The 15,499-nt window shown below is 60.8% G+C and carries 14 protein-coding genes; 5 read left to right on the top strand and 9 right to left on the bottom strand.

Annotated features, from left to right (window positions below; all coding sequences use genetic code 11):
- Positions 1-135: 135 nt before the first annotated feature.
- From NA619_RS21755 to puuE, 7 genes are all read right to left on the bottom strand, one after another.
- Positions 136-1,683, bottom strand: coding sequence for a cation:proton antiporter family protein (locus tag NA619_RS21755; RefSeq protein WP_255963886.1), 1,548 nt, complete (start codon positions 1,681-1,683; stop codon positions 136-138).
- Between the two features lie 138 nt (positions 1,684-1,821).
- Positions 1,822-3,168: a nucleobase:cation symporter-2 family protein gene (locus tag NA619_RS21750; protein ID WP_255963885.1), complete on the bottom strand. Its 1,347-nt coding sequence runs from the start codon at positions 3,166-3,168 to the stop codon at positions 1,822-1,824.
- A 209-nt stretch (positions 3,169-3,377) separates the two neighbouring features.
- Positions 3,378-4,655: a urate hydroxylase PuuD gene (locus NA619_RS21745; protein WP_255963884.1), complete on the bottom strand. Its 1,278-nt coding sequence runs from the start codon at positions 4,653-4,655 to the stop codon at positions 3,378-3,380.
- A gap of 139 nt (positions 4,656-4,794) precedes the next feature.
- The gene (locus NA619_RS21740) at positions 4,795-5,319 is read right to left on the bottom strand and encodes an ureidoglycolate lyase (RefSeq protein ID WP_255963883.1); all 525 of its coding nucleotides are present in this window, start codon (positions 5,317-5,319) and stop codon (positions 4,795-4,797) included.
- 219 nt (positions 5,320-5,538) lie between these two features.
- Entirely contained in the window at positions 5,539-6,534 is a 996-nt protein-coding gene (alc, locus tag NA619_RS21735) for an allantoicase (RefSeq protein WP_255963882.1), read from the bottom strand.
- A gap of 40 nt (positions 6,535-6,574) precedes the next feature.
- Positions 6,575-7,090 carry a 2-oxo-4-hydroxy-4-carboxy-5-ureidoimidazoline decarboxylase gene (uraD, locus tag NA619_RS21730; protein ID WP_255963881.1) on the bottom strand — a complete coding sequence of 172 codons (516 nt, stop codon included), beginning with the start codon at positions 7,088-7,090 and terminating at the stop codon, positions 6,575-6,577.
- The gene (gene puuE / locus NA619_RS21725) at positions 7,087-8,019 is read right to left on the bottom strand and encodes an allantoinase PuuE (RefSeq protein ID WP_255963880.1); all 933 of its coding nucleotides are present in this window, start codon (positions 8,017-8,019) and stop codon (positions 7,087-7,089) included. Before puuE ends, uraD begins: the two co-directional genes overlap by 4 nt.
- Positions 8,020-8,375: 356 nt before the next feature.
- Here puuE and uraH point away from each other — a divergent pair, with 356 nt between their 5' ends.
- Positions 8,376-8,729 (top strand): hydroxyisourate hydrolase, encoded by a 354-nt coding sequence (gene uraH, locus NA619_RS21720; protein WP_255963920.1) that lies wholly within the window; start codon positions 8,376-8,378, stop codon positions 8,727-8,729.
- Positions 8,730-9,122: 393 nt separating this feature from the next.
- Here uraH and NA619_RS21715 read toward each other — a convergent pair whose 3' ends face one another.
- Together NA619_RS21715 and NA619_RS21710 are read right to left on the bottom strand one after the other, a co-directional pair.
- Entirely contained in the window at positions 9,123-9,749 is a 627-nt protein-coding gene (locus NA619_RS21715; protein ID WP_255963879.1) for a LysE family translocator, read from the bottom strand.
- Positions 9,750-9,936: 187 nt separating this feature from the next.
- On the bottom strand, positions 9,937-11,283 hold the full coding sequence (locus tag NA619_RS21710) for an NCS2 family permease (RefSeq protein ID WP_255963878.1): 1,347 nt from the start codon (positions 11,281-11,283) through the stop codon (positions 9,937-9,939).
- A gap of 368 nt (positions 11,284-11,651) precedes the next feature.
- Between NA619_RS21710 and NA619_RS21705 the strand changes: the two genes are divergently transcribed.
- The 4 genes from NA619_RS21705 to NA619_RS21690 all read left to right on the top strand — a co-directional run bounded on the left by NA619_RS21705 (position 11,652) and on the right by NA619_RS21690 (position 15,206).
- Positions 11,652-12,407 carry a GntR family transcriptional regulator gene (locus NA619_RS21705; RefSeq protein ID WP_255963877.1) on the top strand — a complete coding sequence of 252 codons (756 nt, stop codon included), beginning with the start codon at positions 11,652-11,654 and terminating at the stop codon, positions 12,405-12,407.
- 384 nt (positions 12,408-12,791) lie between these two features.
- Positions 12,792-13,463, top strand: a complete 672-nt coding sequence (locus NA619_RS21700) for a metal ABC transporter ATP-binding protein (RefSeq protein WP_255963876.1) — start codon at positions 12,792-12,794, stop codon at positions 13,461-13,463.
- 41 nt (positions 13,464-13,504) lie between these two features.
- Positions 13,505-14,323 (top strand): metal ABC transporter permease, encoded by an 819-nt coding sequence (locus tag NA619_RS21695; protein ID WP_255963875.1) that lies wholly within the window; start codon positions 13,505-13,507, stop codon positions 14,321-14,323.
- Positions 14,324-14,333: 10 nt separating this feature from the next.
- A complete protein-coding gene (locus NA619_RS21690) occupies positions 14,334-15,206 on the top strand; it encodes a metal ABC transporter substrate-binding protein (RefSeq protein WP_255963874.1) in 873 nt (290 codons plus the stop codon).
- Positions 15,207-15,499: the final 293 nt, after the last annotated feature.

Genomic DNA, 15,499 nt, shown 5'->3' with positions numbered 1-15,499 from the left:
AAGCTGTTCGATCGGTCAGGTTGGCTCGACTATAACAACCTGTGAACAGCAGTTGAAACAATAAATTTACGGATTGTGCACAATTATGACGAGCGAGCCGCCGGGCCATCAGCCGGTCACGTCTGCTGCATCCAGTCAGCTGGAGCGCAGCTCCCGGGCTACGTGCTCGGCCAGGCCGGCACCGGCTTCACTCATGGTCAGGTAGGTGCGGTCCGCGCCGGCTTCTTCGATCTGCTGGGCGATGTCTTCGTACATGGCGTGCGAGACGATCAGCCCCTCGAAGCCTTTGCCGCGCAACTTGCGGGTCGAGATGATCTTGGCCTCGGCATCGTTCATCGCCAGGATCACGGCCTCGACCTTGTTCATCTCCAGGCTCTCCCAGAACATCTGATCCTCGGCGTCGGCGAACAGAACGTGGCGGCCTTTCGCGCCGCTTTTCTCAACTGTCACCGGGTCCGAGTCGAGGCTGATCAGACGCCAGCCCTGATGCTGCAGATGGTCGTAGGCGGCGCGCCCGGTGCGGCCCATGCCCATGATCAGGATCTGGGCATCGCCCAGCGAAACAGGCTGCTCATCGGGATGGCGGGTATTGCGCTCCAGTGGAATCAGCCTTCTGGCTAGCCGGTCATACAAGGGGTGGGAAATGCGGTTCAGCTGGGCTGAGATGACGAAGGACAAGGCCACCGTGATCGCGAGCGGCGTGAGCCATTGCGGCAGCACCACGCTGGCAACGATCAGGCCGAACTCGCTGTAGTTGGTCAGGCTCGCGGCGCTGAGAAATGCGCTACGCGCGCGCAGGCGGAAGAGCACGAATAGGAAGAAGAACAGCGCGCCCTTGAGCGGCAGCAAAAGCGCCACAGCGCCGGCAAAGAGCATGGCGTCCACGCCCGGCAATCCGCCGATGCCGATCTGCAGGAAGAAGCCCACCAGAAAGACTTCTTTGATCGCCCACAGCGAATTGGAAAGCTCGGTGGCCCGCTTGTGCTTGGCCAGCATCGCACCGAAGGCCAGGGCGCCCAGTTCCGAACTGAGGCCCACGTATTCGAAGCCCAAACCGCCGGCTACCAGCGCCAGCATCAGGCCCAGCAGCACCATCAGCTCCTCGTGGCCGCTGTGATCGAGCAGGCGGAACAACAAGGGGCGCAACAATGGCAAGCCGAACACCAGCAGTGCCCAGGCCGATGGCACCTTGCCGCTGGCAATGCTCATCACCACCAAGGCAATCAGATCCTGAATGATGAGTACGCCAATCGCCACCCGGCCATGGAAGGCGCGCAGTTCACGCTTGCCTTCCAGCACCTTGGCGGCCAGCACGGTGCTGGAAAACGACAGAGCAATCGCCAGCAACAGACCTTCGCGAAAGCTGGTATCGAGAAAGACCAGGATCGCGGGCAGCACCACCAGGCTCGAAATACCGAAGTGCAGCAGGCTACCGCCGATGACTTCCCGTCGCACCAGATTGCTCAGCTTGAGCTTGAGGCCGACGGTGAAGAGCAGCAGCAGAACGCCCAGATGTGCCAAGTGTTCCAGGATCACGCTGTCGGTTGGGCCGACGCCGAAGTGGTTGCCGAAGCCTGCCAAGGCAAAACCCGCACACAGATAGCCGATCAGCGGGGGCAATCCGACCGAACGCGCGGCGAGGCCAAGGATGAACGCGAAAGCGATCCAGGTTGCTTCGATCATCGATCAGTCCTTCAGCAGTCGGAGCGGGCGGTCAGGGAGGCGGGGCATTCTAACGGTGGCCCACGGCTTGTCGAGTGTCGGGCCGCTGCGGAAAAAAGCAAGCCCGCACGAGGCGGGCCTGGGTGAGCGGAGCGGTCGTCAGTGATGCGCACCGGTCAAGGCATGGCGTTCCGGCCCGCCAAGGACGTTGAACAGCAGATTGAGCGTCACGGCACTGATCGTCGCAACCGCAATGCCGCTGTGGGTGATGGGCTCCATCCAGTGCGGCAACTGCGCGAAGAACTCGGGACGCATCACCGGCACCATGCCCAGGCCGATGCTTACCGCGACCAGTAGCTGATTGCGACGATCACCGATATCGGCTTCCTGCAGGATCTTGATTCCCGTGGCCGCAACCATGCCGAACATGGCGATGCCCGCTCCGCCCAGAACCGCTGCCGGAATCGAGGCGACCATGAACGCAGCCTTCGGCAGCAGGCTAAGGCTGATCAGGAACAGACCGGCAATGGCCGTCACATAGCGGCTGCGTACGCCCGTCATCTGCACCAAACCGATGTTCTGAGCAAAGGACGAATGGGTAAAGGTGTTCATGAACCCGGCGAGGAAGGTCGCGCCGGCATCACACAACAGGCCGCGGCGCAGTTGCTTGGGGTCGACCTCCTGGCCGGTGATTTTGCCCAGTGCGAGAAACATCCCGGCAGATTCGACAAAGATGATTACCACCACCAGGCACATCGACAGGATCGGCGCGAGCAGGAACTGCGGGGCGCCGAAATGATTTGGCGTGACCACCTGGAATGTCGGAGCGGCGCTGATGCCGGACAAATCGACCATGCCCAGGCTGCCGGCCAGCACATACCCCAGCGCCATACCGATCAGTACCGAAACGTTGACCCAAAAGCCGCGCATGAACTGATTGATCAGCAGAATGACGGCCAGGACTGCCGCTGCTACGCCGAGGTAGGGCAAGGCGCCGAACTGACTGGTGCCGCTGCCGCCGCCGGCCCAATTCACCGCAACCGGAAACAGGGAAAGGCCGATGGCGGTGATCACCGTGCCGGTTACCAGCGGCGGAAACAGTCGCACGATCTTGCAGACGAACGGAGCGATCAGCAGGCCAAAGAACCCCGCAGCAATGGTCGCACCAAAGATCCCGGTCATGCCCACGCCAGGCATGCCGGCCATCACGACCATGCTGCTGACGGCGGCGAAGCTGGCGCCCATCATCACCGGCATGCGAATGCCCACCGGCCCGATGCCCATGGACTGCACGAGGGTAGCGATGCCCGCCACCAGCAGATCGGCGTTGATCAGAAATGCGATCTCATCTCGCGACAGTCCGGCCGCCTGGCCCACGATCAGCGGGACGGCAACTGCGCCGCCGTACATCAGCAGTACGTGCTGAAAGCTCACCAGCAGCATCTGCAGCAAGGGCAGACGCTTTTCAGTAGCTGGGGCGGTTTCCCGCTCGGTCACATCGTTCATGCAAAACACCTCGGACGCTTTTGTTATTGGAGGGTCGCGGCGGCCCCGCTGAACATGCGGAGCCAGGTTTTTTGGGTGCTCGGGTTCTGGCTTGGTCGTACCCGCTGGGGCTGAATTTGGGCGTGCAGAGTCCTCGCTTTTCGCGTGTGACTGAGTAAGGTCAGGGTGAAAAAAAGCCGCGCCCGGAGGCGCGGCAGATGCAGCGGAGATCAGTCGATCGGGGCGCCTTTGTCGATCCAGGCACCGAGCAGGTCGCGCTCGTCCTGGGTCATGTTGGTCATGTTGCCCAGTGGCATGATCTGGCTGGCCACAGATTGCGCATGGATCTTCGCCGCTTGCTGGCGGATCTGCTCGGGCGTATCGAACATCACGCCTGCAGGCGCCGCGCTGAACAGCGGGCTGCTCGGCTGTGCGGCGTGGCAAACGGTGCAGCGCTCATCGATGACGCTACGGACCTTGGCGAACTCGCTATTGCCAGCATCAGCTTCCCCAGCATCAGCATCAGCTTCAGTTGCATTCGAGGTACCGGTCTGCTGTTCGCTCATGCTGGCCTGCTCGGGCGACGTCGGTGCCAGATTCGGCGCAGAAGGCTGGCGGTTAGGCGCAGTGACGAATGCCAGGCAGATCATCCCTACCGCGGCAGCTGGCAACGCCCAGGCAAAGCGATTGCTGTCGTGGCGGGTGTTGAAGTAGTGACGTACCAGCACGGCCAGTACCGATATGCCCGCCAGGATCAGCCAGTTGTATTTGCTGCCGTAGGTGCTCGGGAAGTGGTTGCTGATCATGATGAACAGCACGGGCAGGGTGAAGTAGTTGTTGTGCCGCGAGCGCAGCAGGCCTTTGGCTGGCAGTACCGGGTCTGGCGTGCGGTTCTGCTCGATGGCAGCGACCAGCGCCCGCTGGGCCGGCATGATGATGCGGAACACGTTACCCACCATGATGGTGCCTATCAGTGCACCGGTGTGGATGTACGCCGCGCGACCGCTGAAGACCTGCGAATAGGCCCATGCGGCAAAGATCACCAGTACGAACAGCACCAGGCCGAGCAGCGCTGGCTTCTTGCCCAGTGGCGAGTCGCACAGCAGGTCATAGACGAACCAGCCAACGATCAGCGAACCGAAACCAATGGCGATTGCCATGGCCGGCGCCATTTCGCTGCCGGGTGCGATCAGGTAAAGCGACGGGTTGAGGTAGTAGACCACCATCATCAGTGCGACGCCCGAGAGCCAGGTGGTGTAGGCCTCCCACTTGAACCAGTGCAGGTTCTCTGGCATCTGCGGCGGTGCCAGCTTGTACTTTTCCAGGTGATAGATACCGCCGCCATGGATCGCCCAGAGATCGCCGGAGAGGCCATCGCGAGGGTTGGCGCGGTTGAGGTTGTTTTCCAGCCAGACAAAATAGAACGAGGCGCCGATCCACGCGACGCCAACGATCATGTGAATCCAGCGAATACTCAGGTTCAGCCATTCGGTCAGATGTGCTTCCACGATAATTACCTCCTGCACGGCCGGCGTACCAACCGCTGTTTCTTCTTATTCGACTCGTCGCACGTTTCCGGCTTTTCTGAAGCACGCATGTTCCGGTGTCGCTGTGCACGGCAGCGTCGCCAGTCATGCCCTTCGCTGATCAGTCGGCGGCCTGTTCGGAGTCCCGGTGGGGGTCGAGGAGAACCAGCTCGTCCTCGGTGAAAAAATGCTCGTCGCAGTTGTTGCCAGAACCGCTGCGATCGACCACCAGGAATTCATCCCGCTTTTCGATCGTCAGCACCGGGTGGTGCCAGACGCCGCGGTGGTAGTTGACGCCCTGCCTTCCATTGCTGCAGAAGGCGCGGACGTTACCCGGTACAGGTGCATCGCCAAGTGGCGCGACCACGACCAGAAAAGGGTTGCCGAGCAGCGGAATGAAAGCCTGGCTGCCCTGCGGGTGTCTTTCGAGCATGCGAATCACCAGCGGCATATCCAGCGCGTCGGCGGTGAAAATGCTGATGATGGCCTGATCATCCGGCTGCGCGGTCTCGACCGTCGCCAGCTTGTGGTAGCGGCGGGTGGAACCGTTATTGATCATGAAGTATTCGCTGCCTTCGGTTTCGATCACATCACCGAACGGGGCGAAGGCTTCCTTGGTCAACGGTTCGATCTTGAGTGTGCGCATGCTGTGCTCGTTATCTAAAAAAATGTAGGAGCGAGCTTGCTCGCGATCCTCGGTTGCGTCATCCGCGAGCAAGCTCGCTCCTACAGGGTTATGTGTCTATGTCGGCGGCGGAATCTGGTCGATGCCGCTGATGCCGTCTGTAGGGCGGCGCTCCGCTTCAGCCCACCTCGGTGTAGTCACCGACGGTCAGGTAGCAAGCCCACCCTACAAGTTGCGACCTTAGCGCGCTGCCTTGCCAAACAACCGTAGCCGGCTCACACCGCCGTCCGGGAAGATGTTCAGGCGCACGTGGGTGATCGGACCGAGTCTGGCGATCTGCTCGCTGAATTCGTGTTCGGCGTGCATTTCCAGCTTCTGGCTCGGCAGCAGTTCACGCCAGAACAGGCTCTGGGTTTCGATCTGGCTGTCGGTGCCACCTTTGACGTAGGCCGCCTGGATGCTGCAGCTGTCCGGGTAGTTGCCCTTGAAGTGCAGGGTGTCGACGACGATGCGTTCAATCTCGCCCGGATGACCCAGCGCGACGATGACCCAATCATTGCCCGGCGTGCGGCGGCGGGCGGTTTCCCAGCCGTCGCCCATGTTGATGCCGCGACCCGGGTTGAGGATGTTGCTCATACGACCGAAATGCTCGTCCGAGCAGGCCAGTGCGCGACCACCATTGAGCGCTGACGCGAGATCGAGCTGCTCGTTTTCGCCCACGCGGCTCCAGTCGCGGAACGGTATGCCATGCACGCGCAGGCGGGCTACACCACCGTCCGGATAGATGTTGAAGCGCAGGTGGCTAAACGGCTTGTCGAACGCGATCTCGTGGTAGTGGTGGCTGTTGCCTTGTAGCTCTACCGCGGGAAGGATTTCAGTCCATACAGTGTTTTCGTCCGGATCACCCTCAGCGAGGAAGCAGGCTTCCAGCGAGGCCGACGGCGGGAAATTGCCGGTGAAGAAGCTGGTGTCGATGTCGACGCCCTTGATCGAGCCGGGCACGCCGAGGCGAATGACCGCTTGGTCGAAGCCTTCGAAGCGCTTACGGCGCGACTCCCAGCCATCCATCCACTTGCCGTTATCATCGAACACGCCCTCCTTCCATACGGCCGGCGTCGGCTGGAACAGCCGGTTGACGTCGGCAAACCAATCGTCCGTGACGGAAATGGCCTTGGTGCCCAGACGGGCGTCAGCCAGGTTGACGTATTTTTCGAAAGGTACGGCGTAGCTCTTCATACGTTGTTCTTCTCTTCGTGTCGTCTGATGGGTCTCTTGCTTACATCGCCTGCAGACGGAACAGTGCGATTTTGTTGATCTCAGCCAGGGCGCGTGCAAATTCCTGATCCTGCGAGTTGTGCATGCGCTCTTCGAACGCCGCCAGGATCTGGTGCCGGTTACTGCCTTTGACGGCCATGACGAAGATGAAGCCGAACTTCGCTTTATAGGCATCGTTCAGTTCGGTAAAGCGGGCGAACTCTTCCGGGGTGCATTCATGAATGCCGGCGCCGGCCTGTTCTGCGGTGCTTGAGGCGGTCAGCTCGCCGCGAACGGCAGCTTTGCCGGCAAGGTCCGGGTGAGAGTTGATCAGCGCCAATTGGGTGTCGTGGTGGGCGGCCAGCATCGCCTCAGACATGCGGGTGTGCATTACCTCGACGTAATCGAGCGTCTCGTCCACGCCGGACTGGAATACGGTGTCCGCCACCCACGGCGAATGCTCGTAGACATCAGCGAAAGTCGAGATAAAGGTGTCGCGGTCGAGTTTGGACGGCTTGATGGTCTTGAATGGGGTCATTGGCTGCGTTCCTGAGTAAGCGGATGAGTCGAGTGCCAGTGGCGGGCGATGTCGACACGGCGGGCAAACCACACCTGTTCGTGACCCTTGGCGTACTCGATGAAGCGCTGCAGCGCGGCCATGCGGGCAGGCCGGCCCAGCAGGCGGCAGTGCATGCCAATGGACAACATCTTTGGCGCACCCTCGCAGCCTTCGGCGTACAGCACGTCGAACGCATCCTTCAGGTATTCGTAGAAGTCGTCACCCTTGTTGAAGCCCTGCACCTGGGTGAAGCGCATGTCGTTGGTGTCCAGCGTGTAGGGGATTACCAGATGCGGCTTGTCCGGCGTCGACTCCGGGTCCCAGTAGGGCAGGTCGTCGTCGTAGGTGTCGGAGTCGTAGAGAAAGCCGCCTTCTTCGCGGACCAGACGCCGGGTGTTGGGGCCGGTACGGCCGGTGTACCAACCCAGCGGACGCTCGCCGGCGATGTCGGTGAGGATGCGGATGGCTTCGAGCATGTGCTCACGCTCTTGCGCCTCGTCCATGTACTGATAGTCGATCCAGCGATAGCCGTGGCTGCAGATCTCGTGACCGTCGGCGACCATGGCCTTGATCACATCCGGGTGGCGCTGCGCGGCCATCGCTACGGCAAAGATGGTCAGCGGGATGTCGTGCTTGCGGAACAACTTGAGCAGACGCCAGACGCCGGCACGGCTACCGTATTCGTAGAGCGACTCCATGCTCATGTTGCGCACGCCCTGCAACGGCTGAGCTGAAACCATTTCGGACAGGAAGGCTTCGGACTCCTTGTCGCCATGCAGCACACAGCGCTCGCCACCTTCTTCATAGTTGAGTACGAAGGACAGGGCGATACGGGCAGCACCCGGCCACTGCGGATGGGGTGGGTTCTCGGCATAGCCGATGAGGTCGCGAGGGTAGTCGGCGCTCACTGTTGTTATTCCTTGTCTGATCCGCGGGTCGCCGCTGCGAGGTACTGGGCGACCTTCATGGCTCAATTGTATACAAAACGTTTTGCACTTTGTAAATCAAAAATCTCATGACTGTTCGTTGGCCCGCCATAGGGGATACAGGCATTTCGCATTTGGATACCTGAGTTCATGTGCGCTAGAAGCCTGCGCATGAATGCATGAGCAGAAAACGGGCCAAATCCTGGGAATTTAAACTGTGTACAATTTCTTTAAAAACTGTCTTTAATTATTTATCCGAGCTGCTATGCTCGACCCAACTCCACCATTGATCACTAGAGGAGGCGAGCATCGGCGGGCGATCCGCGATGCTGGAATCTATGGGACGTTTGACTACTCACGTACTGGATGCCGCCCACGGTTGCCCGGGCAGCAATATCCGAATAGAGCTCTATCGGGTCGAAGGCGAACGCCTCGAGCTGGTCACTTCTCGCCAGACTAACGCCGAAGGCCGTTGCGATTCGCCCTTGCTGGAAGGCGACAACTACCGTTCCGGTGTCTATCAGCTGCAGTTCGCGGCTGGCGACTACTACCGCGCACGTGGCGTGACGCTTCCCGAGCCGGCCTTTCTTGATGTGGTGGTGCTGCGTTTCGGCATCAGCGCTGAGCAGGATCATTACCATGTGCCGCTTCTGATTTCGCCGTACAGCTACTCGACTTATCGGGGTAGCTGATGGCGCCTGCCGCGTTTGCAGCGACGCGGCAGTGACCGTTCCCATGCGTGAGACCTTGACTCCCCTGAGTCCCGACCCGCCTTTGAAGGCGGGTTTTTTTTGAGATAGGGCTCGGTTTTGATGGGTATCGCTTCGCTCAACGCCATACTACGGGTGGTGTCGGTGGCAAGGCGTTGCGTCCGCAGGATGGGTTGAGCCTGCGATACCCATCGGTGCCGCTGATGGGTATCGCGTTTCGCTTCGTGGGGTGCTCCGTATTTTGCGGCGCTGGACGAAGCATTGGTTTCGCCCTGCTGGGTGGACCAATGTTCCAGCCTATTCCGCCAATCGGCCATACCGCGGACGGTCACAAATTACTCGAGCAAGCTCGCTCCTACGACGATGCGACCATCCTCAGCGACTCACCAACGAAACCGCCCCCGCGCCCCCAAACAGCGCAGCACTGATCCGGTTGAACCAGACCTGCCCCTTGCCAGTGCGCAGGTAGCGCGCCGCCCCATGCGCACCAAGCCCGTAGGCCAACTTGCAGCAGAGATCCAGAACCGCCCAGGTCAGGATCATCACCAGCAGTTGCGGCATGAACGGGCGATCAGCGCTGAGAAACTGCGGCAGGAAGGCTGCAAAAAAGAGAATGTCCTTGGGGTTGCTTGCGCCCAGTCCAAAGGCGCGCCAGAACAGCTGACGAAAGCGCGGGCTGACCTCAGCAGTCGCCACGCTGGGCCCGCTGGCCGGGTGACGGGATTCCTGCCAGCTCTGCCAGGCGAGGTAGAACAGATAGAGCGCACCGACAATCTTCAACAGGCTGAATACCTGCTCCGACGCCAGCAGCAACGCGCCCAATCCCAATGCCGAGGCGCTGAGCAGGCAGATCGACGCACTGACGCCCCCGACGAAGGCCGGCCAGGAGCGCCTCAGCCCATAATTGAGGCTGTTGCTGATCATCAGCAGCGACAACGGGCCGGGGATCAAGATGACCACCAGCGCCGCGCTCGCGAACAACAACCAGGTTTCCAGACTCATTTCGATGCTCCTCGATAAAAGTATGTTCGGCTATCTGACCCGGCGCTGCGGTGGCCCTGAAGCTACGCTACGCCTCGACCGTCGGATGGTGTTGAGCGAAGCGATACCCATCAAGCGCACCCCGCACCCATCCCAAACGTCAAAAAGCCCCACCGCCGAAGCAGTGAGGCCGATCGGTCAGCCCGGCTTACAGAAAGGCGAACTTGGCAATAAAGATCACACACAACACATACAGGCTGATCGAGACCTTTTCCCGTTGCCCGGTCAGCAGCTTCAGCGTCGCGTACGTCAGAAAGCCCAGCGCAATGCCGTTGGCGATGGAGAACGTCAGGGGCATCATCACAACCGTGACAATAGCCGGAATGGTATCGGTATGGTCCTTCCAGTCGATGTTAGCCAGGCCGCTCATCATCAGCATGGCGACATAGATCAGCGCTCCGGCTGTGGCATACGCAGGGATCATGCCGGCCAGGGGAGCGAAAAACATCGCGACGAGGAACAGCGCCCCGACGGTGACTGCAGTCAGCCCGGTGCGACCGCCCGCTGCCACGCCCGCAGCGCTTTCGACGTAGCTGGTGACTGGCGGACAACCGACGAAGGCCCCTGCGACGCTAGACGTACTGTCGGCTTTAAGGGCCCGCGAGAGATTCTGGATCTTGCCGTCGTCGTCGACGAGGTTGGCGCGGTGAGCGACGCCCATGAGCGTGCCGGCCGTGTCGAACATGTTCACGAAGAGGAACGCCAGGATCACGCTCACCATCGCCACATTCAACGCGCCGGCGATATCCATGGCCAACCAGGTCGGCGCCAGGCTAGGCGGCATTGAAACCAGGCCGTTGTACTCGACCAGCCCCATCGCCCAGCCGATGCCCGTCACCACCAGCATGCTCACCAAAATTGCGCCGAAGACGTTGCGGTGGCTGAGTACGGCGATCATCAGAAAGCAGATGGCGGCGAGCAGGGCAGTAGGTTCGCCGAACGAACCCATGGTTATCAGTGTGGCGGGGCTGTCAACGACGATGCCGGCGGTCTTAAGGCCGATCAATCCGAGAAACAACCCCACACCAGCGCCCATGGCGAAGCGCAGGCTCATCGGGATGCTGTTGAGCAGCCATTCGCGCAGGCGAGACAGGCTCATGATCATGAACAGGATGCCGGAGATGAACACTGCGCCTAGCGCGATCTGCCAGCTGTAGCCGATCTCGCCGACGACCGTGTAGGTGAAGAATGCGTTGAGGCCCATGCCCGGCGCCAGCCCTACCGGCCAATTGGCGTACAGGCCCATCAGCAGGCAACCGAGCGCTGCCCCGATGCAGGTCGCAACGAAGGCTGCACCGTGATCGATGCCGGCGTCAGCCATGATGTTGGGATTGACGAAGATGATATAGGCCATGGTGACGAAGGTCGTCAGGCCAGCAAGCAGCTCGGTCTTGATAGTGGTTCGGTGGGCGCTGAGTTTGAAGAATCGGTCGAGCAAGCCGGGGTTTTTCGGCTGCAGCCCTAGGGCCGCCTGTTCCTGCTTGGTGCTTTCCACAAGGGTGTTCCTCATCGTTCTTGTTGTCTATCACCCAGAGCAGTGCTCTCGAGGGCAGGTGATGGTGAGGGCTCATCCTGTTCGATTTTTTTGACCGAAAGGTCAGGAAGGCTTGTCGCGATTATGCTTTTGTATACAAAAATTGCAACTCGATTTGTTGAGTTTGTCTCGTTGGCTATAGATTCCGGCGTTGCAGACGCTCTTTGCTTGTGAATGCCGGACCTGAGACTTCAGGTGTCGAGATTGGCAGAATGTTGATTGTGCACAATAAAAGCCGATTTATTTCGATGTTTGTTCCACAGCCACTGCCAGCCAGACGTTGAAAGGCAGTAAAGTTCGCTCTGCCGACACTTCCGACGCGAGTCACCATGAACGAACAGTTGCAGCCTCTGAAAAAGCCGACGAAAAGCGGCAAGGTCCGTACCGGGACCCAGGACGACATCGTTTACGCACACATCTTCGATGCAATCCTCGAACAGCGCCTGGCACCAGGCACCAAGCTCAGTGAAGAAGCCCTGGGCGAAATATTCGGGGTGAGCCGGACCATCATCCGTCGCGCGCTGTCGCGGCTTGGGCATGAAGGAGTTGTATTGCTGCGCCCTAACCGCGGCGCCGTGGTCGCCAGCCCCAGCGTCGACGAAGCCCGGCAAATTTTCTTTGCGCGGCGACTGGTCGAGCGGGCCATTACCGAACTGGCGGTGCAGCATGCAGGTGCCGACCAGCTGGCCGAGCTACGGCAGATGGTGAAAGACGAGCAGGATTGCTTCGCCCGCGGCGATCGCGGTGCCGGTATTCGTCTTTCGGGCGAGTTTCACCTGAAGCTGGCCGAGGCAGCGAAGAACGCGCCGCTGGTGAGTTTCCAGCGCAGCCTGGTGTCGCAGACATCGCTGATCATTGCCCAGTATGAAAGCGGCAATCGCTCGCATTGCTCTTATGACGAGCACAACCAGCTGATCGACGCCATCTCTGCGCGCGACAGTGACAAGGCCGTGAGCCTGATGATGCATCACATGGATCACATCGACAGCAAGCTCAACCTCGATGAAGACAGTGCATCGGACGATCTGCACGCCGTCTTTTCGCATCTCGCCCTGGCGAAGAAAAAGCCTCGCCCGGTTCGCTAGGCTTCAGTCCGCTCGCGCTGGCGCGCAATGCGTCAGCGGCCAAGCAGTGTCCGCTGCGAGCCATGACCACGTCATGCTGCTGGCTTTAAGTATCACTTCGCGAACTCTCCCTTCCTTGCGGTGCTGCTGAACCGCTGCCGCAGCTCGATCCGACGCTTCGACGGGTCGGCTCTGACAATTTCAGGTCTCGACCCCTCGCTCGCATCTTCTTCGTCCCCAGATCATGCAACTCGGTTGCGCCAACCGGGGTCGACACGCATAATGTTATGTTATAACGATTTTAATATATCTTGCTGGCCCCCTCGTACGCCTTTCGGACAGACCTATCGGTGCTGGCGAGGGCGCACATCGTTCGGCCCTAAACTACTCACTTCCGAGGTAACAATGATCGAATGCCATGGCCTGCAGTGGGGCGCCGGTAGACGCGCGCTGACGCCACCGCTGGATCTGCGGTTGATGGCGGGGAGCCTGACTGCCGTCATTGGTAGCAACGGTTCGGGCAAGAGCAGCCTGCTCAAGGTATTGGCTGGGTTGGATCGTCCACTGGCGGGGCGAGTCCATGTCGGTGTTCCGCTCATGGGCGGCGTGGCCTATCTGCCGCAACAACAGCACGTGGATCGGCAATTCCCCATCCGCCTTGCCGAACTGGTCAGTGCCGGTTTCTGGCGTAGCCGACTGGGGCGCAGCGAGCGTCAGGCGCGGCTGCGTCAAACATTAATGGATTGGGGGCTGCTCGACCTTCAAGCCCAGGGCTTGCATGCGCTGTCCGGCGGCGAATTGCAGCGTGCCTTGCTGGCGCGTCTGAGCCTGACCGACGCCCAAGTGTTGTTGCTCGACGAGCCCGAGGCGGCATTGGACGACGTGGGGCTGCAACTGCTGTGGCAGCACGTCGAGCGCTGGCAGCAGGAGGGTAGGACGCTGCTACTGGTCAGCCATAACCTTGCCGGGCTGGAGCGAAACAACTGCGAGGGGTTGTTGATCGCGCGCAGCGGTTGCATCAAGGCGCCGATCCGCCAGTTCATGGCCGAGCGGCAACGGCTCGGTCAGGTCGCGTGACGCCGGATATCCTCTGGGCGCCTTTCAATGAGTTCGCCTTCATGCGCCGGGCGCTTTTCGGCGGCGTGGCGCTGGCCTGCAGTGCCGCGCCGCTGGGCGTGTTTCTGATCCTGCGTCGAATGAGCCTGATCGGTGATGCCATCGCCCACGGCATCCTGCCCGGTGCAGCATTGGCGTTCTGGCTGTTCGGCTTGAGCCTGCCAGCATTGACCGCGGGCGGGCTGGTGGCGGGCCTCGGTATGGCGGGCGCAGCAGCCTGGGTCACGCGGCGCACCGGGCTGCGTGAGGATGCCAGCCTTGCTGCGCTTTATCCGATTTCACTGGCCAGCGGCGTGCTCCTGCTTGGGCTGGCCGGGCGCAAGCTGGATCTGTTGCACCTGCTATTCGGCTCGGCGCTGGCGGTCGATACGACCACGCTGTACGGCATGCTCGGCACCGCGGTGTTCAGTCTGGTGGTGCTCGCGCTGAGCTATCGCGCCCTGGCGCTGGACAGCCTCGATCCGCTGTTCCTGCGCAGTATCAGTCGCTTCGGTCCATTGGCGCATGCCGCCTTCCTGACGCTGGTGGTGCTCAATCTGGTGATCGCCTTCCAGGCCATCGGCGCGCTGATGGTGGTGGGACTGATGATGCTGCCTGCCGCCGCGGCGCGCTTCTGGAGCCGCAGATTGCTGGTCCTGCTACCGCTTGCTGCGCTGATCGGTGCGGTGTGCGTATGGCTGGGGCTGCTGCTTTCCTTCTACGCCAGCCTGCCCAGCGGGCCGTGCATCGTGCTGTTGGCCGGCGTTTTCTATTTGTTCTCGGTGGTAGCCGGCCCGGTTCACGGTCTGCTGCGCTCGTCTCCATTTCCCATGACTGTTTGAGGTGCTCATCATGCGTTACCTGCTTTTTGCCCTGGCCTTGTGGCTGCCTTTGTCGTTGCAAGCAGTGGAAAAACTGAATGTGGTGACGAGCTTCAGCATCCTGGCTGATCTGACCCGCGAAGTCGGCGGCGACCACATCGACCTGATCAATCTCGTGGATGCTGATGCCGATGCTCATCTCTACGAGCCCAGCCCGGACGATGCCAAGGCTCTGTTGCGCGCAGACCTGATCATCGCCAACGGCCTGGGCTTCGAACCTTGGCTGGAGCGCGTCCTTGCCAGCAGCGAGCCCACCGGCAAACGCATCAATGCCAGTGCCGGTGTCGTTCCGTTGATGCTGGATGAGGACGGTGAGCGAGTGCCGGATCCGCATGCCTGGCAGAGCCCGGCCAATGCCGAGATCTACGTGCGCAACATCGCCAACGCACTCGGTGAACTGGACCCCGCCAATCGCGAAGCTTACGCCGAGCGCCGCGATGCGTACCTGACCCGTCTGCACGCATTGCTCAAGAAAGCCGATGCTCAGATTGCGAGCTTGACGCCAAGTCAGCGCAAGGTGGTGACCAGCCATGATGCGTTCGGCTACCTGGGGCAGGCTTGGCAGCTGGAATTCATCGCGCCGCAGGGACTGTCCACCCATGACGAGCCTTCGGCGGCTGACGTCGCCAGCCTGATCCGGCAGATACGCAGCGAAGGCGTGCGGGCCGTGTTCGTGGAGAATATCCGTGATCCGCGGCTGATCGAGCAGATCGCTGACGAAGCCGGCGCCACCGTAGGCGGCACCCTGTATTCGGATGCCCTGGCCAGCGAGGGCCCGGCCAGCACCTACCTCGGCATGTTCGAGCACAACCTCGATACGTTGATGGCCGCGCTGAAGCCGTAAGGCGGATCGCGCTTCACCGATCTACGCGTTCATTGAGCTCCGTGCGAACCGGTGGTGGATGTAAAAAGCGACATCCACCCTACGAGCCGCGGTCTTGCTCCGAGCCGGAGGGTGGATCGCGCTTCACCGATCCACGCGTTTATCAAACTTGGTGCAACTTGGCGGTGGATGTGGAAGCAACATCCACCCAACGGGCTGCGGTTTGGCCTCGATCCGTAGGGTGGATCGCGTTTCACCGATCCACGCGTTCATCAAACTTGGTGCGAACTGGCGGTGGATGTGAAAAGCGACAT

It is taken from the genome of Stutzerimonas stutzeri (genome assembly GCF_024448895.1).
Taxonomy (GTDB): domain Bacteria; phylum Pseudomonadota; class Gammaproteobacteria; order Pseudomonadales; family Pseudomonadaceae; genus Stutzerimonas; species Stutzerimonas stutzeri_Q.
The sequence above is the reverse complement of the archived record's forward strand: the minus strand, read 5'-3'. Positions and strand labels throughout refer to the sequence as shown.

Coding starts and splice junctions, on each gene's coding strand:
- NA619_RS21755 (WP_255963886.1), bottom strand. CDS start 1,683: ATGATCGAAGCAACCTGGATCGCTTTCGCGTTCATCCTTGGCCTCGCC.
- NA619_RS21750 (WP_255963885.1), bottom strand. CDS start 3,168: ATGAACGATGTGACCGAGCGGGAAACCGCCCCAGCTACTGAAAAGCGT.
- NA619_RS21740 (WP_255963883.1), bottom strand. CDS start 5,319: ATGCGCACACTCAAGATCGAACCGTTGACCAAGGAAGCCTTCGCCCCG.
- alc (WP_255963882.1), bottom strand. CDS start 6,534: ATGAAGAGCTACGCCGTACCTTTCGAAAAATACGTCAACCTGGCTGAC.
- uraD (WP_255963881.1), bottom strand. CDS start 7,090: ATGACCCCATTCAAGACCATCAAGCCGTCCAAACTCGACCGCGACACC.
- uraH (WP_255963920.1), top strand. CDS start 8,376: ATGGGACGTTTGACTACTCACGTACTGGATGCCGCCCACGGTTGCCCG.
- NA619_RS21715 (WP_255963879.1), bottom strand. CDS start 9,749: ATGAGTCTGGAAACCTGGTTGTTGTTCGCGAGCGCGGCGCTGGTGGTC.
- NA619_RS21705 (WP_255963877.1), top strand. CDS start 11,652: ATGAACGAACAGTTGCAGCCTCTGAAAAAGCCGACGAAAAGCGGCAAG.
- NA619_RS21700 (WP_255963876.1), top strand. CDS start 12,792: ATGATCGAATGCCATGGCCTGCAGTGGGGCGCCGGTAGACGCGCGCTG.
- NA619_RS21695 (WP_255963875.1), top strand. CDS start 13,505: ATGCGCCGGGCGCTTTTCGGCGGCGTGGCGCTGGCCTGCAGTGCCGCG.
- NA619_RS21690 (WP_255963874.1), top strand. CDS start 14,334: ATGCGTTACCTGCTTTTTGCCCTGGCCTTGTGGCTGCCTTTGTCGTTG.